Source organism: Xanthomonas sp. SS (assembly GCF_014236835.1).
GTDB lineage: Bacteria > Pseudomonadota > Gammaproteobacteria > Xanthomonadales > Xanthomonadaceae > Xanthomonas_A.
Genome location: NZ_CP051190.1, coordinates 41,460 through 59,982 on the forward strand (window position 1 = coordinate 41,460; position 18,523 = coordinate 59,982).

Annotated in this window: 13 protein-coding genes; 8 read left to right on the top strand and 5 right to left on the bottom strand. The window is 66.8% G+C overall.

Annotated elements, in window-relative coordinates:
* Positions 1-9: 9 nt before the first annotated feature.
* The 4 genes from lldD to HEP74_RS00210 are packed head-to-tail and all read right to left on the bottom strand — an operon-like array spanning position 10 to position 3,169.
* Complete coding sequence (gene lldD / locus HEP74_RS00195) at positions 10-1,170, bottom strand: FMN-dependent L-lactate dehydrogenase LldD (RefSeq protein ID WP_185814669.1); 1,161 nt, start codon at positions 1,168-1,170, stop codon at positions 10-12.
* 11 nt (positions 1,171-1,181) lie between these two features.
* Positions 1,182-2,033: a transcriptional regulator LldR gene (gene lldR, locus HEP74_RS00200; RefSeq protein WP_255427829.1), complete on the bottom strand. Its 852-nt coding sequence runs from the start codon at positions 2,031-2,033 to the stop codon at positions 1,182-1,184.
* A gap of 58 nt (positions 2,034-2,091) precedes the next feature.
* Positions 2,092-2,577 carry a DUF2214 family protein gene (locus tag HEP74_RS00205; protein ID WP_185814670.1) on the bottom strand — a complete coding sequence of 162 codons (486 nt, stop codon included), beginning with the start codon at positions 2,575-2,577 and terminating at the stop codon, positions 2,092-2,094.
* A 10-nt stretch (positions 2,578-2,587) separates the two neighbouring features.
* Positions 2,588-3,169, bottom strand: a complete 582-nt coding sequence (locus tag HEP74_RS00210; protein ID WP_185816427.1) for a methyltransferase family protein — start codon at positions 3,167-3,169, stop codon at positions 2,588-2,590.
* Positions 3,170-3,378: 209 nt separating this feature from the next.
* On the opposite strand from HEP74_RS00210, the gene HEP74_RS00215 reads away from it, so the two are divergent.
* From HEP74_RS00215 to fabV, 3 genes are all read left to right on the top strand, one after another.
* On the top strand, positions 3,379-4,479 hold the full coding sequence (locus HEP74_RS00215; protein WP_185814671.1) for a sensor histidine kinase: 1,101 nt from the start codon (positions 3,379-3,381) through the stop codon (positions 4,477-4,479).
* Positions 4,476-5,108, top strand: coding sequence for a response regulator (locus HEP74_RS00220; RefSeq protein ID WP_185814672.1), 633 nt, complete (start codon positions 4,476-4,478; stop codon positions 5,106-5,108). The genes HEP74_RS00215 and HEP74_RS00220 overlap by 4 nt, the downstream gene beginning before the upstream one ends.
* A 334-nt stretch (positions 5,109-5,442) precedes the next feature.
* Positions 5,443-6,648 carry an enoyl-ACP reductase FabV gene (fabV, locus tag HEP74_RS00225; protein ID WP_185814673.1) on the top strand — a complete coding sequence of 402 codons (1,206 nt, stop codon included), beginning with the start codon at positions 5,443-5,445 and terminating at the stop codon, positions 6,646-6,648.
* Between the two features lie 719 nt (positions 6,649-7,367).
* Here fabV and HEP74_RS00230 read toward each other — a convergent pair.
* Positions 7,368-8,390 carry a sugar kinase gene (locus tag HEP74_RS00230; RefSeq protein WP_185814674.1) on the bottom strand — a complete coding sequence of 341 codons (1,023 nt, stop codon included), beginning with the start codon at positions 8,388-8,390 and terminating at the stop codon, positions 7,368-7,370.
* A gap of 299 nt (positions 8,391-8,689) precedes the next feature.
* On the opposite strand from HEP74_RS00230, the gene HEP74_RS00235 reads away from it, so the two are divergent.
* The 5 genes from HEP74_RS00235 to HEP74_RS00255 all read left to right on the top strand — a co-directional run bounded on the left by HEP74_RS00235 (position 8,690) and on the right by HEP74_RS00255 (position 18,391).
* On the top strand, positions 8,690-11,461 hold the full coding sequence (locus HEP74_RS00235; protein ID WP_185814675.1) for a TonB-dependent receptor: 2,772 nt from the start codon (positions 8,690-8,692) through the stop codon (positions 11,459-11,461).
* A 132-nt stretch (positions 11,462-11,593) separates the two neighbouring features.
* Positions 11,594-15,586, top strand: a complete 3,993-nt coding sequence (locus tag HEP74_RS00240; protein ID WP_255427830.1) for a LamG-like jellyroll fold domain-containing protein — start codon at positions 11,594-11,596, stop codon at positions 15,584-15,586.
* A gap of 242 nt (positions 15,587-15,828) precedes the next feature.
* Entirely contained in the window at positions 15,829-16,593 is a 765-nt protein-coding gene (locus HEP74_RS00245) for an AbiU2 domain-containing protein (RefSeq protein WP_185814676.1), read from the top strand.
* Between the two features lie 18 nt (positions 16,594-16,611).
* The gene (locus tag HEP74_RS00250; protein WP_185814677.1) at positions 16,612-17,205 is read left to right on the top strand and encodes a hypothetical protein; all 594 of its coding nucleotides are present in this window, start codon (positions 16,612-16,614) and stop codon (positions 17,203-17,205) included.
* 631 nt (positions 17,206-17,836) lie between these two features.
* Complete coding sequence (locus HEP74_RS00255) at positions 17,837-18,391, top strand: hypothetical protein (RefSeq protein ID WP_221893145.1); 555 nt, start codon at positions 17,837-17,839, stop codon at positions 18,389-18,391.
* The last annotated feature ends 132 nt before the right edge of the window (positions 18,392-18,523 follow it).

The following is an 18,523-nucleotide window of genomic DNA, read 5'->3' on the forward strand; positions in this document are numbered from 1 at the left end:
TCAGCGACCCTACGGCGACACGGTGCTTTCGCGGGTGACCCGCGCCAGCGAATCGCGCGAGATCGCCGCGATCGACTTGGCCCCGGTCAGCGTCATCGCTACCCGCATTTCCTTCTCCACCAGGGTCAGCAGGTTCTCCACCCCGGCCTGGCCGGCCGCGGCCAGCGCATACACGAAGGCGCGGCCCAGCAGCACTGCATCGGCGCCCAGCGCCAGCATGCGCACCACGTCCAGGCCGCTGCGGATGCCGGAGTCGGCCAGGATCTTCAGCTCGCCCTTCACCGCGTCGGCGATCGCCGGCAGTGCGCGCGCGCTGGACAGCACGCCGTCGAGCTGGCGCCCGCCATGGTTGGAGACCACGATGCCGTCGGCGCCGAAGCGCACCGCGTCGCGCGCATCGTCCGGGTCGAGGATGCCCTTGATGACCATCGGCCCGGTCCAGAACTCGCGGATCCACTCCAGGTCCTTCCACGAGATCGACGGGTCGAAGTTCGCGCCGAGCCAGCCGATGTAGTCGGCCAACCCGGTTGGGCTGCCGCGGTAGGCGGAGATGTTGCCCAGGTCGTGCGGCCGCCCCAGCAGGCCCACGTCCCAGGCCCAGCGCGGATGGGTCGCGGCCTGCAGCATGCGCCGCAGCGGCGCGTTCGGCCCGCTCATGCCCGAATGCGCATCGCGGTAGCGCGCGCCGGGCGTGGGCATGTCCACGGTGAACACCAGCGTGGTCACGCCGGCGGCCTTGGCCCGCTCCAGCGCGTTGCGCATGAAGCCGCGGTCCTTGAGCACGTACAGCTGGAACCACATCGGCCGGTCGATCGCCGGCGCCACTTCCTCGATCGGGCACACCGACACCGTGGACAGGGTGAACGGCACGCCCTTGGCCGCCGCCGCGCGTGCGGCCTGCACCTCGCCGCGGCGCGCGTACATGCCGGTCAGCCCGACCGGGGCCAGCGCCAGCGGCAGCGCCAGGCGCTCGCCGAACAGCTCGGTCTCCAGGCTCAGCGCGGCCATGTCGCGCAGCACCCGCTGGCGCAGCGCGATGTCGGCCAAGTCGGTCACGTTGCGCCGCAGCGTGTGCTCGGCGTAGGCGCCGCCGTCGATGTAGTGGAACAGGAACGGCGGTAGCCGCGCCTGGGCGGCAGCGCGGTAGTCGGAAGCGGCGGAAATGATCATCGGCGCGGTCGTCAGGGAGAGGAGGGGAGGCGCGAGGCGCGCGCGCGGCGCGCGTCGTCTTCGTCGAGGCTGCGCAGGGCGGTGTGCACGAAGGCCAGGTGCGCGTGTGCGGCGTCGCGCGCACGTTCCGGCTCGCCGGCCAGGATCGCGTCGCGTAGCGCGCGGTGCTGGGCCAGCAGCGGGGCGAAGGTGCGCGGCGACTGGAACAGCTTGTGCCGGCTCTGCGAGATGTTGGCCTGCAGCAGGTCGAACAGCCCGCGCATCACCTGCAGCAGCACGCGGTTGTGCGCGGCCTCGGCGATGGCCAGGTGGAAGTCGGCGTCGGCGCGCGCCTCGGCGGCCGCATCGCCCTGCGCATGCGCCTGCAGCATCGCCTCGAACGCAGCGGCGATGCGCGCGCGGTCGGCGTCGGTGGCGCGCAGCGCGGCATGCCAGGCGGTGGCGCCTTCCAGCGCGTGGCGGGTCTCCAGCACGTCGAAGCGGTATTCCGGATCGCCCTGCAACAGCGGCAGGAACGGTTGCAGCGGCGCCACCACCCGTTCCTCGGGCGTGTGCGGGCGCTGTACATAGGTGCCGCCGCCGGCGCGGGCGCGCAGCAGCCCCTGGCTGGCGAGCTGGGCGATCGCCTCGCGCAGCGCGGTGCGCGACACGCCCAGTTCCAGCGCCAGCGCGCGCTCGGCCGGCAGGCGCTGCTCCGGCTGCAGCCCGCGTTCTGCGATCAGCGCACGCAGTTGCGCGGCAACGCGATCGCTGAGGCGGCCGCCGCCGGGAGACGACGCGACAGTCGGCGGCGGCGACGCATCGTGCGGGTCGCGGCGTGCCGCTGATGGGGCTGCCGTCGCGGACGTTGAGAGATTGGTCATACCACTTTCTGCGACGACGCACTGGGACAGCCATTAGATCGCCCGGGATTCCGCCAAGTCAAATACGGATGACGTTCCCCGCATATTTTTGGTAATACCAATTACAGCGTTGCATAACGTGCCATCGTCGCGGCAGCACGAACAGCAGTGCCAGCAGGGTCAGTTCGGCGCTGACGATGCGGTGCAACGCGGCCACCTGCGCCAGCGGCGGCACGAACCCCGGCTGCAGACGGGCCTGGCGTCGCCAGCGCAGCAGGCGCAGCTTGGGCAGCAGCGACAGCAGCCCGATCGCCGCGAACACTCCCAGCTTGGCCCAGAACCAGGGGTTGTGCAGGTAGTAGTCCGGGCACTTGAGGCCGTAGCGCACGCGCAGGCCGCCGACGACCAGAATCAGCAGCGCCGCCACCCCGTATGCGGCGTCCGTGCGCAGCCGCAGCGCGTGCAGCGGTTCGCGCAGCAGCGTCCATTCGACCACCAGCGCGGCGGTCAGCAACAGGAACGCGAGGTGGTGGAGGACGGCGAGCGTCAGGTCGAGCGCGAGCATCGGCCCCGCCTCACCAGACGAACGGCAGCAACCGCCAGCTGTGCGCGGCATAGTCGGGGTACTCGTGCGGGAACGCCTGGGTCAGCGCCGCTTCCTCCACGCGGATGCGGCGCAGGAACGCCCAGGTCACCGGCAGCACGATCGCCAGCAGCGACAGCACGTTGCCCAGGCCGATCGCCAGCCCGTAGAACGCCAGCAGCGCGCCGGTGTACGAAGGATGGCGCAGGTAGCGGTATGGCCCATGGCGGATCAGCCGGTGGTCGTCCTGGATGGTCACGTCCACCGTGAACCAGCGCGCCAGCACCCGGATCGCCCACAGCCGCAGCGCCAGGCCGCCGGCCAGCAGCGCGCAGCCCAGCCAGCGCGCCGGCTCCTGCAGCGCCGGCGCATAACGCCACACGCCGATGAAGGCCAGCAGCACGCCCACCGCCACCGCCGCGTACAGCACGCGCCACAGCAGCTGCAGCGTGCCCTGGTCGCGCGCGCCGCCATCGGCCGCGCGGCGGCGGTGGCTGAGCAGCATCTCGTAGACGCCCCAGCACACGCCCAGCACGGTGAACCACAGATCGGGATGTCGCAGGGTCAGGTGCATCGTCGTTTCCTCGTAGGGAGCAGTGTCGGTGTACGCCATCGCGCTGCAAGCTTGGTGAACATGCCGCCGCGGCATGAATGGCATGGCGTCAGTGTGGTCGCCATGCCGTGGCGGCACAGTGGCCGCTGGTCATCGATCCGACCTGCCGGAAGTCACTTTCTGCGCCAGCCCCATTGCCGGCGCCGCGCTGCGCGGTCAGCATCCGCGGCATGCACCGCGTCCTGCACGATCTGATCGACCCCAAGCGCCTGGCCGGCCTGGCCACCGTAGCCACCGTGCTGTGGTCGTTTCAGCTGCAGCACCAGGCACCGGCCGCCTTGCGTTGGCCGGCGGCCGGCCTGTTCGTGCTGCTGTTGCTCGGCTATCGCTACCTGCCCGCGCCGCGTCTGCGCGATGCCGCGCTGTGGCTGCAAGCCGCCGCGGCGCTGGTCCTGGTGTGGCTGGAACCGGGCGTCGGCACCGCGCCGGTGCTGCTGGTGGTGGTGGTGACGCAGGTGGCCTTGCTGTGGGAGCCGCGCCGGGTGTTGATGCTGGCGCTCCTGGTCAACTTGGGCACCTTCCTGTTGCTGTCCACGGCCGGTTTCAAGCGCGCGTTGCTGACCACCCTGATCTACGCCGGCTTCCACGCCTTCGCCGGGCTGTCCGCGCACTACGCGCGCACGGCCGAGCGCGCCCGCGAAGCGCTGGCCCGGGTCAACGCCGACCTGCTGGCCACGCGCGCGCTGCTGGCCGACAGCGCACGCGATGCCGAACGCCTGCGCCTGGCGCGCGAGCTGCACGACGTGGCCGGGCACAAGCTGACCGCGCTGCGGATCAACCTGCGCCTGCTGCTGACCGATCCGGACCTGGCGCGGCGCGAGGAACTCGGCGTGGTCGAGCGCCTGTCCGGCGAGCTGCTGGCCGATATCCGCAACGTGGTGCAGTCGCTGCGCGACGACCAAGGCCTGGACCTGGAGACCGCGCTGCGCGCGCTGGCCGCGCCTTTCCCGCGGCCGCAGCTGCGGCTGCAGATCGCGCCGGGCGTGCGCATCACCGATCCGCAGCTGGCCGAGACCCTGCTGCGGCTGGTGCAGGAAGCGCTGACCAACGCCGCGCGGCATGCCGATGCCGATGAGGTCCATGTACGTCTGCATCACCAGGAAGGGCACTTGCGCGTGGACATCGAGGACGACGGCCGCCGCGCCGAGCGCATCCAGGAAGGCAATGGCATCGCCGGCATGCGCGAGCGCCTGGCCGCGCTGCGCGGCCGGCTCGAGCTGGGCCGCACGCCGTTGGGCGGCATGCAACTGACCGCGCGGCTGCCGCTGTGAGCGCCTTGCGCATCGCCCTGGCCGACGACCAGATCCTGGTGCGCGCCGGCCTGCGCGCATTGCTGCAGACCCAGGGCATCGTCGTGGCCTGCGAGGCCGACGACGGCGAAGCGCTGCTGGCCGCGCTGGCGGCCACGTCGGTGGACGTGGTGCTCAGCGACATCCGCATGCCCGGCCTGGACGGCATCCAGGCGCTGCAGCAGCTGCGCGCGCGCGGCGACGCCACCCCGGTGCTGCTGCTGACCACCTTCGACGATGCCGACCTGCTGCTGCGCGCCACCGACGCCGGCGCGCAGGGCTTCCTGCTCAAGGACGCCGCACCCGAAGACCTGCGCGATGCGATCGTGCGCGTGGCCGCGGGCGAGACCCTGCTGCAGCCGGTCAGCACCGACCCGGTCCGCGCGCGCTACCGCTACCGCGACGAGGACGCGCCGCGCGACACCTTCAACGAACGCGAAGTGGCGATCCTGCGCCTGCTCGCCGGCGGCTACTCGAACAAGGAAATCGCGCGCAGCCTGTTCCTGGCCGAAGGCACGGTGAAGAACTACGTCTCCACGATCCTGGACAAGCTCGGCACCCGCGACCGCACCCGCGCGGTGCTCAAGGCGATCACGCTGCGGATCATCTGAGTGGCTGTGGGTGCCGGTCGCGGCTGAAGCCGCTCCTACAGTGGTGGCAGAGGCCGCGGCGTGCCTGTGGCAAGAGGCCGCGGCGTGCTCGCGGCACGCACGGCATCGTGTAGGAGCGGCTTCAGCCGCGACACAGACCAGACGAACGCAGCCAAGCCAGCACATCACGCGACACGCACCGCCAACGCCAGCCAGCCATGCTTCGTCGCACGCCCGCACCAGCATCGCCGGTGCATAACGCCTCCATACCCCGCCGTCTGCAGCCTTCGGCCCTTCTGCATGCGCGCCGCAGACATTAAGATGCCGCGGGGCATCTTGCCGAGAGGACACCACGTTGATCATCCACCCGAAAGTTCGCGGTTTCATCTGCACCACCACGCATCCGCTCGGCTGCGAGCGTAACGTGCTCGAACAGATCGAGGCCACGCGCGCGCGCGGCGTGCGCAGCGATGGGCCAAAGAAAGTCCTGGTGATCGGCGCCTCCAGCGGCTACGGCCTGGCCTCGCGGATCACCGCCGCGTTCGGCTTCGGCGCCGACACGCTGGGCGTGTTCTTCGAAAAGCCGGGCAGCGACAAGAAGGCCGGCACCGCCGGCTGGTACAACTCGGCCGCGTTCGACAAATTCGCCAAGGCGCAGGGCCTGTACAGCAAGTCGATCAACGGCGATGCGTTCTCCGACGAAGCGCGCGCGCAGGTGATCGACCTGATCAAGACCGAGATGGGCGGCCAGGTCGACCTGGTGGTGTATTCGCTGGCCTCGCCGGTGCGCAAGCTGCCCGGCACGGGCGAAGTGAAGCGCTCGGCGCTCAAGCCGATCGGCCAGACCTACACCGCCACCGCGATCGACACCAACAAGGATGCGATCATCGTGGCCTCGATCGAGCCGGCCACCGAGCAGGAGATCGAAGACACCATCACCGTGATGGGCGGCCAGGACTGGGAACTGTGGATCGACGCGCTGGCCGCCGCCGGCGTGCTCGCGCCGGGCGCGCGCAGCGTGGCCTTCAGCTACATCGGCACCGAGATCACCTGGCCGATTTACTGGCACGGCGCGCTGGGCAAGGCCAAGGTGGACCTGGACCAGACCGCGCAGCGCCTGCACGCGCGCCTGCAGCAAAGCGGCGGCAGCGCCAACGTGGCGGTGCTCAAGTCGGTGGTGACCCAGGCCAGCGCGGCGATCCCGGTGATGCCGCTGTACATCTCCATGGTCTACAAGATCATGAAGGAAAAGGGCCTGCACGAAGGCACCATCGACCAGCTCGACCGCCTGTTCCGCGAGCGCATGTACCGTGAAGACGGCCAGACCCCGGCCACCGATGAGCAGAACCGCTTGCGCCTGGACGACTGGGAACTGCGCGACGACGTGCAGGACGCCTGCAAGGCGCTGTGGCCGCAGGTCACCACCGAGAACCTGTTCCAGCTCACCGACTACGCCGGCTACAAGCACGAATTCCTCAAGCTGTTCGGCTTCGAGCGCAAGGACGTGGACTACGACGCCGACGTGAATCCGGACGTGCAGTTCGATTGCATCGAGCTGTAGAGAGCCGGGATTGGGGATTCGGGATTCGGGATTGGAAGAGCCGGGATTCGGGATTGGAGATGCGGCCGGCAGCGATGCCGGCCGTTTTGCGTTGGGTGTCTGTCGCGGCTGAAGCCGCCCCTACACAAGCGCGCATCTCCCCTGTAGGAGCGGCTTCAGCCGCGACCGGAACGATGAAATTACAGCGGTGCGCATCGGATTGAAGGTCCCGCCGACGCCTGGAATCAAGCGTGTTCGATGTCGTCCTGCGTCGCGACTGAAGTCGCTCCCACAGTGGCGACCTGCGCAATCTCCGCGGCGGCCGGCAACGCTCCTTGTGGGAGCGACTTCAGTCGCGACGCGGGAAATCAAGGCCACCACGGCGCCGGGCATTGCAGGAAGGTCTGCGCCACTTCGCACATGAAACCGCCCGCACCTAAGGCGTGTCACAGCTTGCGGCTGAAACCGCCCATGCAAAAAGGCGGGGATTGGAAATTTGGGATTCGTGGTGGCGTCGATGCCGCGTTTTCCATGGGCACGTTGGCATCGCGACCGTTTCATTTTTCTGTCGCGGCTGAAGCCGCTCCTACAAAAACCGCGCGCGCTGCCCTGTAGGAGCGGCTTCAGCCGCGACAGGAAAAACGAACCGCCAACAACGCTGCACCACGCACAAAAAAACACCGCACCCAGCACTCCTACGAATCCCCAATCCCCACTCCCAAATCCTAAATCCCGGCCCCTCACCGCTTCACATCGAACCGCGACGTCCCCACGCAGGCCTGCACGTCGGCCTCACCCAGCGGATGGAAATCGCCCGGCACCGAGTGCTTCAGGCAACCGGTGGCCAGGCCGAAGCGGATCGTGGCGGTGTCGTCCCAGCCCTGGCTCAGGCCGTGCAGCACGCCCGCGGCGAACGCATCGCCGCCGCCGATGCGGTCGACGATGCCGGTCAGCTCCTCGCTCGGCGCCTGCGCCACGCTGCCGTCGCGGCGCAGCAGCATCGCGCCCAGGCTGTGGTGGTCCACGCTGTGCGCCACGCGCTGGGTGCAGGCCATCGCCTGCAGCTGCGGGAACGCGGCGAAGGCGTCGCGCGCGCCGGCTTCCACCCGCGCCTGCGCGCTGTCCTGCGGATACTGGTGGCCCAGCACCACGCCCAGGTCGCGGTAGTCGGCGAACAGCACGTCGGCCTGCGCCAGCAGCTGGTGCAGGATGCCCGGCGCGTCGCCGTTCCAGGCCTCCCACAACTTGGGCCGGTAGTTGCCGTCGAACGACACGCGCACGCCGAGCGCGCGCGCGCTGCGCGCCGCCGCCAGCGCCGCGGCCGCGCCGCGTTCGCCCAGCGCCGGGGTCACCCCGGACAGGTGCAGCCACTGCGCACCCTGCAGCAGCGCCGGCCAGTCGTAGGTGTCCGCCTCGGCCAGCGCGAACGCCGAGCCGGCGCGGTCGTAGGTGACCTCGCTGGGGCGGTGCCCGGCGCCGGTGGTCAGGAAGTACAGACCCATGCGCCCGGGCACGAAGCGCACGCCGCGGGTGTCCACGCCGTGCCGGCGCAGTTCGCCGGCGGCCGCTTCGCCCAGCGGGTTGTCCGGCAGCACGCTGACCATCGCCACGTCGTGGCCGAAATGCGCCAGCGACACGCCGACGTTGGCCTCGGCGCCGCCGACATGCACGTCCAGCCGCGGCGATTGCAGCAGGCGTTCGTGGCCAGGGGCGCCCAGGCGCAGCAACAGTTCGCCGAAGCAGACGATGCGGGATGCGGTCATGGCGGGGAAGATCCTGATCGGTCGAAGAGGGCGCCCAGCATGCCGGGAACGGCGGCCCCGGCCAAGTCCATTGGCTATCGGTGTCATTTTTCGCGGCGTCCAATGTTCCGTTGTCGCAGCGGCCACGCCATGCCAGGCAAGGCTTTGTGTCGAAAGCCTGCAAATCCGCTGGATTTTCTGCTGCGCTGCAAGATGCCGCAATGTTTCGCAACTGTTAACGTCGGTTTTGACCAGCGGTGTCATCCGCGGCAACAGCCCGAAATATCACGCAGTTCATGTAACCCTTGGGAGGGGAGGACATGCAATCTCGTACCGAACGCCGGAAGACACCGGTTACCTTGCTCGCATTCTCGATCGGTCTGGCTCTGCAGGCCGGCGTGGTCCACGCCCAGGACGTTCCCGCGCAGGATCCTGCGCCCGCCGCCGGCTCCACTGAACCGGCCACCCAGCTCGACACGGTCACCGTCACCGGCTACCGCGCCAGCGTGGAGAAGGCGCTGGACCTCAAGCGCGGCGAGACCGGCATGGTCGACGCCATCGTGGCCGAGGACATCGCCGACTTCCCCGACCTCAACCTGGCCGAATCGCTGCAGCGCATCCCCGGCGTGGTCATCACCCGCGATGCCGGCGAAGGTCGCAGCATCTCGGTGCGCGGCCTGGGCCCGGACTTCACCCGCGTGCGGGTCAACGGCATGGAAGCGCTGACCACGGTCGGCGGCTCCGACCAGTCCGGCGGCTCCAACCGCAGCCGCGGTTTCGACTTCAACGTGTTCGCCTCGGACCTGTTCACCCAGCTGGTGGTGCGCAAGACCGCCTCGGCCGACGTCGAGGAAGGCTCGCTCGGCGCCACCGTGGACCTGAAGACCGCGCGCCCGTTCGACTACGACGGCTTCACCCTGGCCCTCAACGGCCAGGCCGGCTACAACGACATGGCCGACAAGGCCGACCCGCGCGTGGCCGGGCTGATCGCCAACACCTGGGCCGACGGCACCTTCGGCGCGCTGCTGTCGGTGGCGTACTCGGAGCGGCAGATCCTGGAAGAAGGCAGCAACAGCGGGCGCTGGGCCAACGGCCCGAGCAACGGCAACTTCAGCGCCACCTCGCCGTTCGCCGCCGCGCGCGGTGCCAACGTATTCCACCCGCGTTTCCCGCGCTACACGCTGATGGAGCACGAGCAGAAGCGCACCGGCGTGACCGGCTCGCTGCAGTGGAAGCCGAGCAAGGACACCCAGTTCTCGCTGGACGGCCTGTACTCCAAGATCGACGCCAAGCGCACCGAGAAGTACATCGAGGCGATCTCCTTCAGCCGTGGCGCCTCGCAGGGCGGCAAGCCGCAGACCATCGTCAAGGATGGCTACATCGACCCGAAGACCGGCGCGCTGCTGTACGGGCAGTTCGACGACGTGGACATCCGCTCCGAGCAGCGCTACGACGAGTGGAACACCGTCTTCAAGCAGCTCACCCTCAACGGCGAGCACAAGTTCAGCGACTCGTTCAAGATCGACGGCCAGATCGGTACCTCCAGCTCCAAGCACGAGAACCCGATCCAGACCACGATCATCATGGACAAGCTCAACGTCGATGGTTACTCGTACGACTACCGCGGCAACAGCCGTTCGCCGGTATTCAACTACGGCGTCGATCCCACCGACGGCAGCGGCTGGACCCTGGCGGAAATCCGCCTGCGTCCGCAGTACGTCGAGAACACCTTCGACACCGGCAGCCTGAACTTCGAGTGGACCCTGAGCCCGGGCTTCAGCCTGCGCGGCGGCGTGCTGGCCAAGGACTACACGTTCAAGACCAAGGAACTGCGCCGCGCCTCGGAAGTGTCGGTCCCGGCCTTCGCCGGCGGCACCCGCATCGTGCCGGTCAACATGACCGAGCTGGCGACCCTCGGCGGCGTCAGCGGCAGCCCGGGCAGCTGGGTGGTGCCCGACCTCAACGCGGTGGGCAATGCGCTGGACATCTACAGCGGCACCGGCACCTTCGCCCTGGCCGAGCGCGCGGTGAACTCGCGCAGCGTCGAAGAGAAGGACCGCGGCGCCTGGTTGATGGGCCAGTTCGGTTTCGACATCGGTTCGATACCGGTCAACGGCAACCTCGGCGTGCGTTACGTCAAGACCAAGCAGGAATCCACCGGCTATGCCACGGTCGGTACCGGAGTGGTGCAGACCACGGTCAACCGCGAGTACAACGACACGCTGCCGTCGTTGAACCTGGTCGCCGAACTCTCGCCGGACTTCCTGGTGCGCTTCGGCGCCGCCAAGGTGATGTCGCGTCCGGGTCTGGGTAGCCTCACCCCGGGCGTCACCGTCAACGTGTCCGGCGGTGCGCGCACGGTCAGCGGCGGCAATCCGGATCTGGAACCGATCCGCGCCAAGACCGCCGACCTCGGCTTCGAGTGGTACTTCCAGGACGGCGCGATGCTGGGCGCGGCGGTGTTCTACAAGGACATCGAGAGCTTCGTGCAGACCACCCGCGTGACCCAGCCGTACTCGGCCAGCGGCCTGCCGGCCAGCCTGCTCGACGGCACCGGCGCCAGCGTCAACGACGACTTCGTGTTCAGCGTGCCGCTCAACACTCCCGGCGGCGACCTGAAGGGCGTCGAGCTCAACTACACCCAGCCCTTCGCGTTCCTGCCGGGCAAGTGGAGCAACCTCGGCGTGCAGTTGAACTACACCTACGTCGATTCGAAGATCCAGTACCTGACCGCGACCGGTGCGGCCTCGCTGGAAACCGACCTGACCGGCCTGTCGAAGAACTCGTACAACGGCACCCTGTTCTACCAGGGCGAACAGCTCAGCGCGCGGGTGTCCTACACCCACCGCGACGACTACCTGACCCAGGTGCCGGCCACCGAAACCGGCTTCGACGTGCACGGCATGACCGCGGTCAACACGGTGGACGCCTCGATCAGCTGGAAGATCGACGACCACCTGGAGCTGAGCCTGGAAGGTATCAACCTGACCAACGAACCGTCCGACGAATGGGTCGGCTCCACCTCGCAGCTGCCGTTGCAGTACAGCGAGACGGGCCGCCAGTACCTGCTGGGCGTGCGCTACAAGTTCTGAAGTCTGCGCCCGCCGGTGTCGCGCCCCGTGCGCGGCACCGGCAGCGCGCCGCTGCCTGCATACTCGCCGGATCGGGGGTAGGGAGGATCGCCATGCGGCGGCACGCGCGCACGGCGATCGCAAAGGAGCGACATGAAAGAGGCAATCCGCCGCAGCGCTACGCGCGCTGCCGCAACGACGTTCCCCTGTAGGAGCGGCTTCAGCCGCGACAGGCACCCACCATCCCGCGACATCGCGCCGCACGCGCGCTGCTCCGCACGGACAGGTCAAACATCCCCCACCACCGGCAATCGCATCCTGGCCCACTGTCTGGCCCTGCTGTCCTGCCTGGCGCTCCCGGCCTTCGCCGCCCCCGCACCCACCACCGCCCCCGAACTCCTGTTCCGCGTCTCCGCCGACCAAGGTTTCGACGCCGACATCGCCCAGGGCGACGCCAAACCCAACTTCCGCGACAAGGTCGCCCTGGTCCCCACCGGCGTGAAAGGCAACGCCATCGAATGGGCCGACGACGGCGTCCTCGCCTGGAACGCGCCCGGCAACCTCTATACCCAACGCGGCACGCTGTCCTTCTTCTGGCGTTCGCGCTATCCCGTGGGCGAAGCGCCGTTCGTGATCTTCCGCGTCGGCTATGCCGACCACAGCAGCTGGGATATGGCCTGGCTGCGCATCGACTGGAACGGCCACGGCTTCGACGCCTTCGTCACCGACGCCAACCTGGCGCGCACGCGCGTGTCGTTCACCCTCGACAGGAACCCATCCGCCAGCGCCTGGACCCACCTCGCCTTCGCCTGGGACGAAACCCGCGGCGTGCGCCTGTACGTGGACGGCAAGGAAGCCGCGCGCGCCGACTGCGCGCAGGCCTGCGCCGACGGCGGCTCGCTCGACTTCGACGCCGCACTCGACCAGCTCGGCCTGGCTGGGCGGGTGATGGCCCCGCACCAGGTGCAGAGCCGCTACAACTTCCTGCGCGGCAGCGACTTCGACGAGATCCGCGTCTACGACCGCATGCTCGACGCCGCCGGCGCCGCAGCCCTTGCCCGCCAGCAGGAACCGCGCAGCACCGAACCGCCGCGCACCGACGCTGCGCGCAACGCCTGGCTGCATCGCTTCGGCTGGGACCACGGCCACGCACCACCCGCGCTGGACGCACCGTCCACCCGCATCCGCAAAGTCGAATTCGCCGACGCCAAGGACCTCAAGCAGTGGATGTGGAAGGCCACCGACGGCATCGCCGAGACCACCTGGCCTGGCGTCTACAACCGCTCGCGCCTGCCCGGCCGCAACGACTACTTCCAGCTGCCGGACTGGAACGTCTACGTCGAAGGCGGCAAGGCGCTGGACCTCACGCTGCCCGACGAACCGTTCAACCGCATCGAACTGCGCGGCGCCGCCTACGGCCAGGCCAGCTACGCCGCCGCCAGCGAAACGCCCGCGCCGCTGTTCCAGCGCAGCCAAGGCACCGTGCGCAGCGTCGATCAGTTCGAGCGCCGCCGCGGCGGCCACCTGCGCTTCGCCAACACCGCGCAGGAAACCCCGATCCAGGAAATCTGGGCCTACGACGTCAGCGCCGGCGCACCGCCATCCGACCCAAGCGCCACCCTCAGCTACACCGTGCGCAGCGACATCGCGCCGGACTACGCCAACCTCGCCGCGTTGCGCGGCTACATCGCCGGCCGCTACCCGCCGGCCGAACGCAGCACCGTGGTCGCGCTGCCGAGCAAGGCGCCGGCGCGCAAGCGCGGCGTCGAAAAACCCGCCACGCCCGCACTGCCGATCGTGCACGTGTTGATCCCCTCCAGCCTCGGCGACGCCCCGCCGGACCAACCGCTGATGCGCAGCTGGTCCTACGGCTGGGAGAACATGCACGACGGCCTGGACGGCATCGCCATCGACCTGCCGGCGCTGGACCTGCCGGCCACCCACGACGGCCTGATCCCGCTCAACATCCGCATCAAGGACCCGATCTGGCCGGCGCGCGACATGCTCGACGTGTCGGTGTCGGTCAAGCCCGGCCAGGCGCGCACGCTGTGGCTGGACCTGCGCGACCGCATCCTGAGCAACGACAGCCTGATGCTCAGCATCGCCTCCGCCGCGCCCGGTTTCGACGCGCGCGCGCTGGACGGCGCGCAGCTGCGCCTGCTGTTCAAGCCGCGCGACCAGGCCAAGGCCGAACACATCGCCGACCGCTTCAACCAGGTCAAGGACAACTGGGGCTTCCTGGTCGAGGAACACACCACCTCCAAGCGCCAGCTGCTGTATGCGCGTCTGGATGCGGACATCACCGACCTGCTGCGCGTGGACCCGGACAACGCGCTCGGCCGCGAATACTGGAACGACATCAGCTATGGCAACCAGGGTGCACTGCCGGTGGATCTGCCCACCCCGCCCAAGGGCGTGCCGGCCTGGGCGTTCTGGCAGCTGGAAGACCTCAAGGCCACGCGCCGCTACATCCGCTGGTGGATCGACGAGCGGCAAGTGGCCTACGGCGATTTCGGCGGCGGCATCTCCGACGATTCCGATCTCACCCAGCAATGGCCGGGAGTGGCCCTGATGGGTGTGGACCCGGACAAGCTCAATGCCTCGCTCACCGCGCTGTCCGACGCCAACTACCGCAACGGCATGTTCACCGACGGCCTGTCCACCATCGAGACCGACGAACTGCATTCCTACGAGGAAGGCATCAACATCAACAGCGCCATGCTCTACCTCAACTGGGGCGACCCGCTGACGGTGGAGCGGCTGATGCGCACGGTGAAGGCCTTCGACACCATCATCCAGGTCAACCCGCAAGGCCACCTGCTGTTCGCCAGCAACTGGTTCGGCGGGCGCAAGGTCTACCGCGAGCCGAACTGGCAGTGGCAGAAACCCTACTCGTTCCCGGTGCTGCACCCGGCCATGCTGCTCGGCGGCTACAACGCCGACCCCAACAGCCGCCGCATCGTCACCGGCCTGGCCGATGGCTACCTCGCCCACGCCTACACGAATGCCAAGGGCCAATGGGCGCTGCCCAACGAGATCAACTGGAAGACCGGCAAGACTCGCGGCGGCGAACTGTTCGAAGGCAGCGGCGGCGCCGACACCCTGCACACCTTCTGGGCCGCCTACCGCTGGACCGGCGACGACCGTTATCTAAAGCCCATCGACTACCGCGTCGCCAACGCCGGCCCGGCCGGCCTGTCGCTGCTCAATGAGAATTTCCTCGACCTGCTCGGCAAGCGCGACAGCTGGGGCGCCGACCTGGCCAAGGCCGCGGCCCAGCCCGATGCCGTCCCCGACTTCGCCCACCACGCCGCCTGGGAAGCCAGCGGCGACACCGCCTGGCTGGAAGCCCTGTACCGCGCCGAGACCCGCGACAAACTGCAGAGCTTCTACATGAACACCGAAGGCCACTGGTGGAGCGACCGCGTGGAATCGCCCACCGTGAACCTGCAGCGCGCCCGCCTGGGCGGCGTGGCACTCAAGCGCAACCAGACCTACCCCGGCCACACCGTCAGCTGGCGCTTCGCCGACCCCGACGGCGCCGTGCAGGTCGCCCTGCTGCTGCCCAAGCCGCGCCAGGACCGCTTCACCGTCATCGGCTACAACACCGGCGGCAAGCTGCAGCGGGCGCAGATGACCGGCTGGAACGTCGCCGCCGGGCAATGGCGCATGCGTTCGGGCCTCGATCGCGATGGCGACGGGCGCATCGACGGCAAGACTGCCACGCGCGAGTTCGCGTTCGAGAAGAGCGGGGCGGTGGACGTGGAGTTTCCCGCCGGCAAGACGGTGGTGATGGAGTTCGAACTCATCGCGCCTGCCGCGCTGCCGGTCGAGCAACGGCCGGATCTGGGGATTGGGCGCGGCGATGTGCGGGTGAGTGCGGATGCTATCGAAGTGACCGTGCACAGCCTCGGCCATGCGGATGCGCCGGCGGGGTTCTTGGTGCTGGAGGATGCACGTGGCCGGGAATTGGCGAGGGCGGCGTTTGCTGGGTTGGGGGCGCCGCGGGATTTGGAGCCGAGGACTACGAATGTGCGGTTGGCGTTGCCGGGTAGCGGAAGCGCCAAGGGCACGCGGTTGCGCTTAGTGACCGGAGGGAAGGTGGCCGAGGTCACCCAACGCAACAACATGCTGGAAGTGCGGTGAAATCCGAAAGCGGCGCGCAGCCTGGTGTGCTGACATCTCGGCAGGGCCTTCATTACACCCGTAAATAAGCGGCTGTAACGGTTACACCCGCAAAAACGCGGCATAACGTCCAGCGGTGAAGTTGGCACAACGCCGGCAGAGGCAAGGAACCAAAGATGTTTCGGCCAGATTGACGGCGTTCAACGACTCAGCGAGGATTGCGTTATTCCGCGTTTAGGCGGTCCAATAGTAGTTAGGTATCCATGAGCCATCGCGATTTCTCAAACCAGCTAGAGAGCTTTAGGCAAGAGTCCGAGGTAGTTGCGCAGCTAGTTTACGGAGATTTCGCCGTAAATCAGGCTGCTCTGGACTCTGATGAGGTCTTCGCAGCTATGAACGAGACCCCTCGTTTATGGAATCTTTGGGCGTACGCAACTCAGGCTGCAAGCTTTATGGCACTGGGCCGAGTATTCGATATCAAATCAAACTATTCTCTTGATGCTTTACTGGACTCTATGCAAAAGAACATCCAGGACTTTCAGGAGAATGGCCTTCGTGCTCGCAAAGATCCAAAGGGCGAGAACCCAGCATGGCTCGATAGCTATTTAGCAGAGGCCTATTACCCAACTCATGATGATGTGAAGCGGCTTCGAAAAATGGTCGATCGCCGCCGAGCGATCTACGACCGAATGATAAAGCCTGCCCGCCACAAGTACTTCGCTCACCGTGAGAAGCACGAAGCAAATGCGGTGCGGGATCTTTTCCAGCGCGGAACAATAGATGAGCTCTGGCTTCTCACATCCTTCCTACTTCAGCTTCACGACCAGCTATTCCAGCTCTATTTCAACGGCCGTAAGCCGGTGTTTCGTCGCACTCCGTACTCGATTCGCTCTGTACGCAAACGGGCAGCAAACAGTAGTCGTCCGCATCACAAGTTGATACTTGAGGTATCCGAGACTATGCGGCGCATAGTCGCTGGATCGCCTAACAATTCATTCAAGCCGAACCCGCTTCGCGGGTCGGCTTAATTCAGGCGTTAGGCCCCTATGAAAGAGTTCCGCCAACACATGGACGAAGCGTCGATCGAAGCGCTCAACGTGCTGCTTGGGAGCAGGATCCAGTCGCTCATCAGCCCAGACTGCGACCTTGACTTAGGTAGTACATTGATCACCGTCGCCTCGATCTCGATACCTATCGGGCCGGAAAGGTTCATAGTGCTGGAAAATGAATGGACTGACACCCCAGAAGAGTGGATTAACTACTTCTTCCTGTCTGCTCGCATTGCTACCGCCCCTAAAGATATTTTCTACGACCCCAATCCAGGACCGGGCGGCGCCAAGTACAAGGCTGATCACCTCAGGTTTCATTTAGGTCCAAGGGAAAACTTAGAGAGAGTTGACGTTCTTTGCGCAACTGAGGCGGGCTCAGTGGAATCTGTGAGCTACGACGCTGGACTCATCATCACAATGCGCGATGGCCTTAAGTTCGCAATCGTCCGTCAGCAGTCGATTGCCGCGCTCTTGCAGATCGCACATACAGAGCAGGACATTGCACGGGCTACAGCAGGTCTCGACGTTCGTTGTACCGTGGCGGGGCTTAACAATTCATTCAAGCCGATGCCGCTTCGCGGCTCGGCTTAATTCAGGCGTTAGGCCTCACACCCGATCCGATGGACGTCCTTCGCATCCCTGGCAAGTCTTGGTTCGTCCGGTTCGAGCAATCGCGGGGTTGGGGCTGCGCAACCCAAGACGGGCAACTTTGGTTCGCAGAGCGAGGGAACTTCATCCCACTGCTTCCACTACTTGAGCGGCCCTGGCCTGAAGCCTCGGCGTTCGTCAGTTATGCATGCCAAGCAGCGCAAGTCGAAGCTGAGTTCCCATTCGAGCAAGTTGTCCAAACGGCTCTAGCTTGGCCTACGGAGCATTGGCCGAGCCTAGCGGTTGCCTGGCTTGCCCAAGGCTTCCGAGTCTCTACCGAGGCTCGCCAAGCACTTGCTGCACTGGCCAAGAACCAGGCAATGTCGCAACGCCTTCGCCATCAAGCGTTCGCACAGTCCAGGGCACGTAGCGCCAGTGAGGCCTAAACCTTCGCTCGAGCCGCCCCGCTCCGGCAAGGCCCTCTGGCCGCCCAGCGCCGAGTACCATATTGCTCCGGTCGGCCAGTGGGCCTCGCCTCCGCAGTGGGGCCCAGCTCAAAAGTTGTGGCGCTATGAGACATTCGCTTGATCTGCCGTCAATCCAAGAGCTGCGTCGCGTTACGCAATCGCTTGCCATGCTTGATGCGATCCTTAGTCCGGAGTGGGATTACCGCTACTACAGCTTCAATGGCGCGTGGGGGCCGGGAGAGGAAATGGCATCAATGCGTAACGGATCTGGCGATGATTGGTTCTTGCTCCTAGATCATGCTGGCGCAGCCATAAAGGGCTTCGCCCATGAACTTGCAGATAGCTCGCTCCTCTCACAGAACATCCAGACCCAAGTTCCAGCGGATTTTTCGTCATTTCTCAATGAGCCGGCGTTCTCAATGAAGCACGCCACCTTCTGCTACTGGCGCAAAACAGGCGACAGTTCCTGGAGCAACGTTGACGGCGGCCCTGACGACGACGGAGCCGATGAAATGCTTGCACTTCTCCGCTCTGGTCCATCCGGCTACAAAGAGTGGGCTGAGGACTACTATGAGGTACCGGTAGCGATTGACGCAGTGACTGCGCTGTTCGCTCATCAGCCTCTCAGTGCCTCAGTAATTCTGGACCTCAACCCAAACGCTGACATTGACTTTATCTATGGGCAAGCACAAGAAATTGGGTATCCTCGTGCCACGCCCTAACAATTCATTCAAGCCGACGCCGCTTCGCGGCGCGGCCTAACTCAAGCGTTAGCTGCTTCTATGGTTCCATCGCTCATCGAGATCAACAAAGCAGAGCAAGGCTACTTGGGCCCTGACGGCAACCCAGTGCTT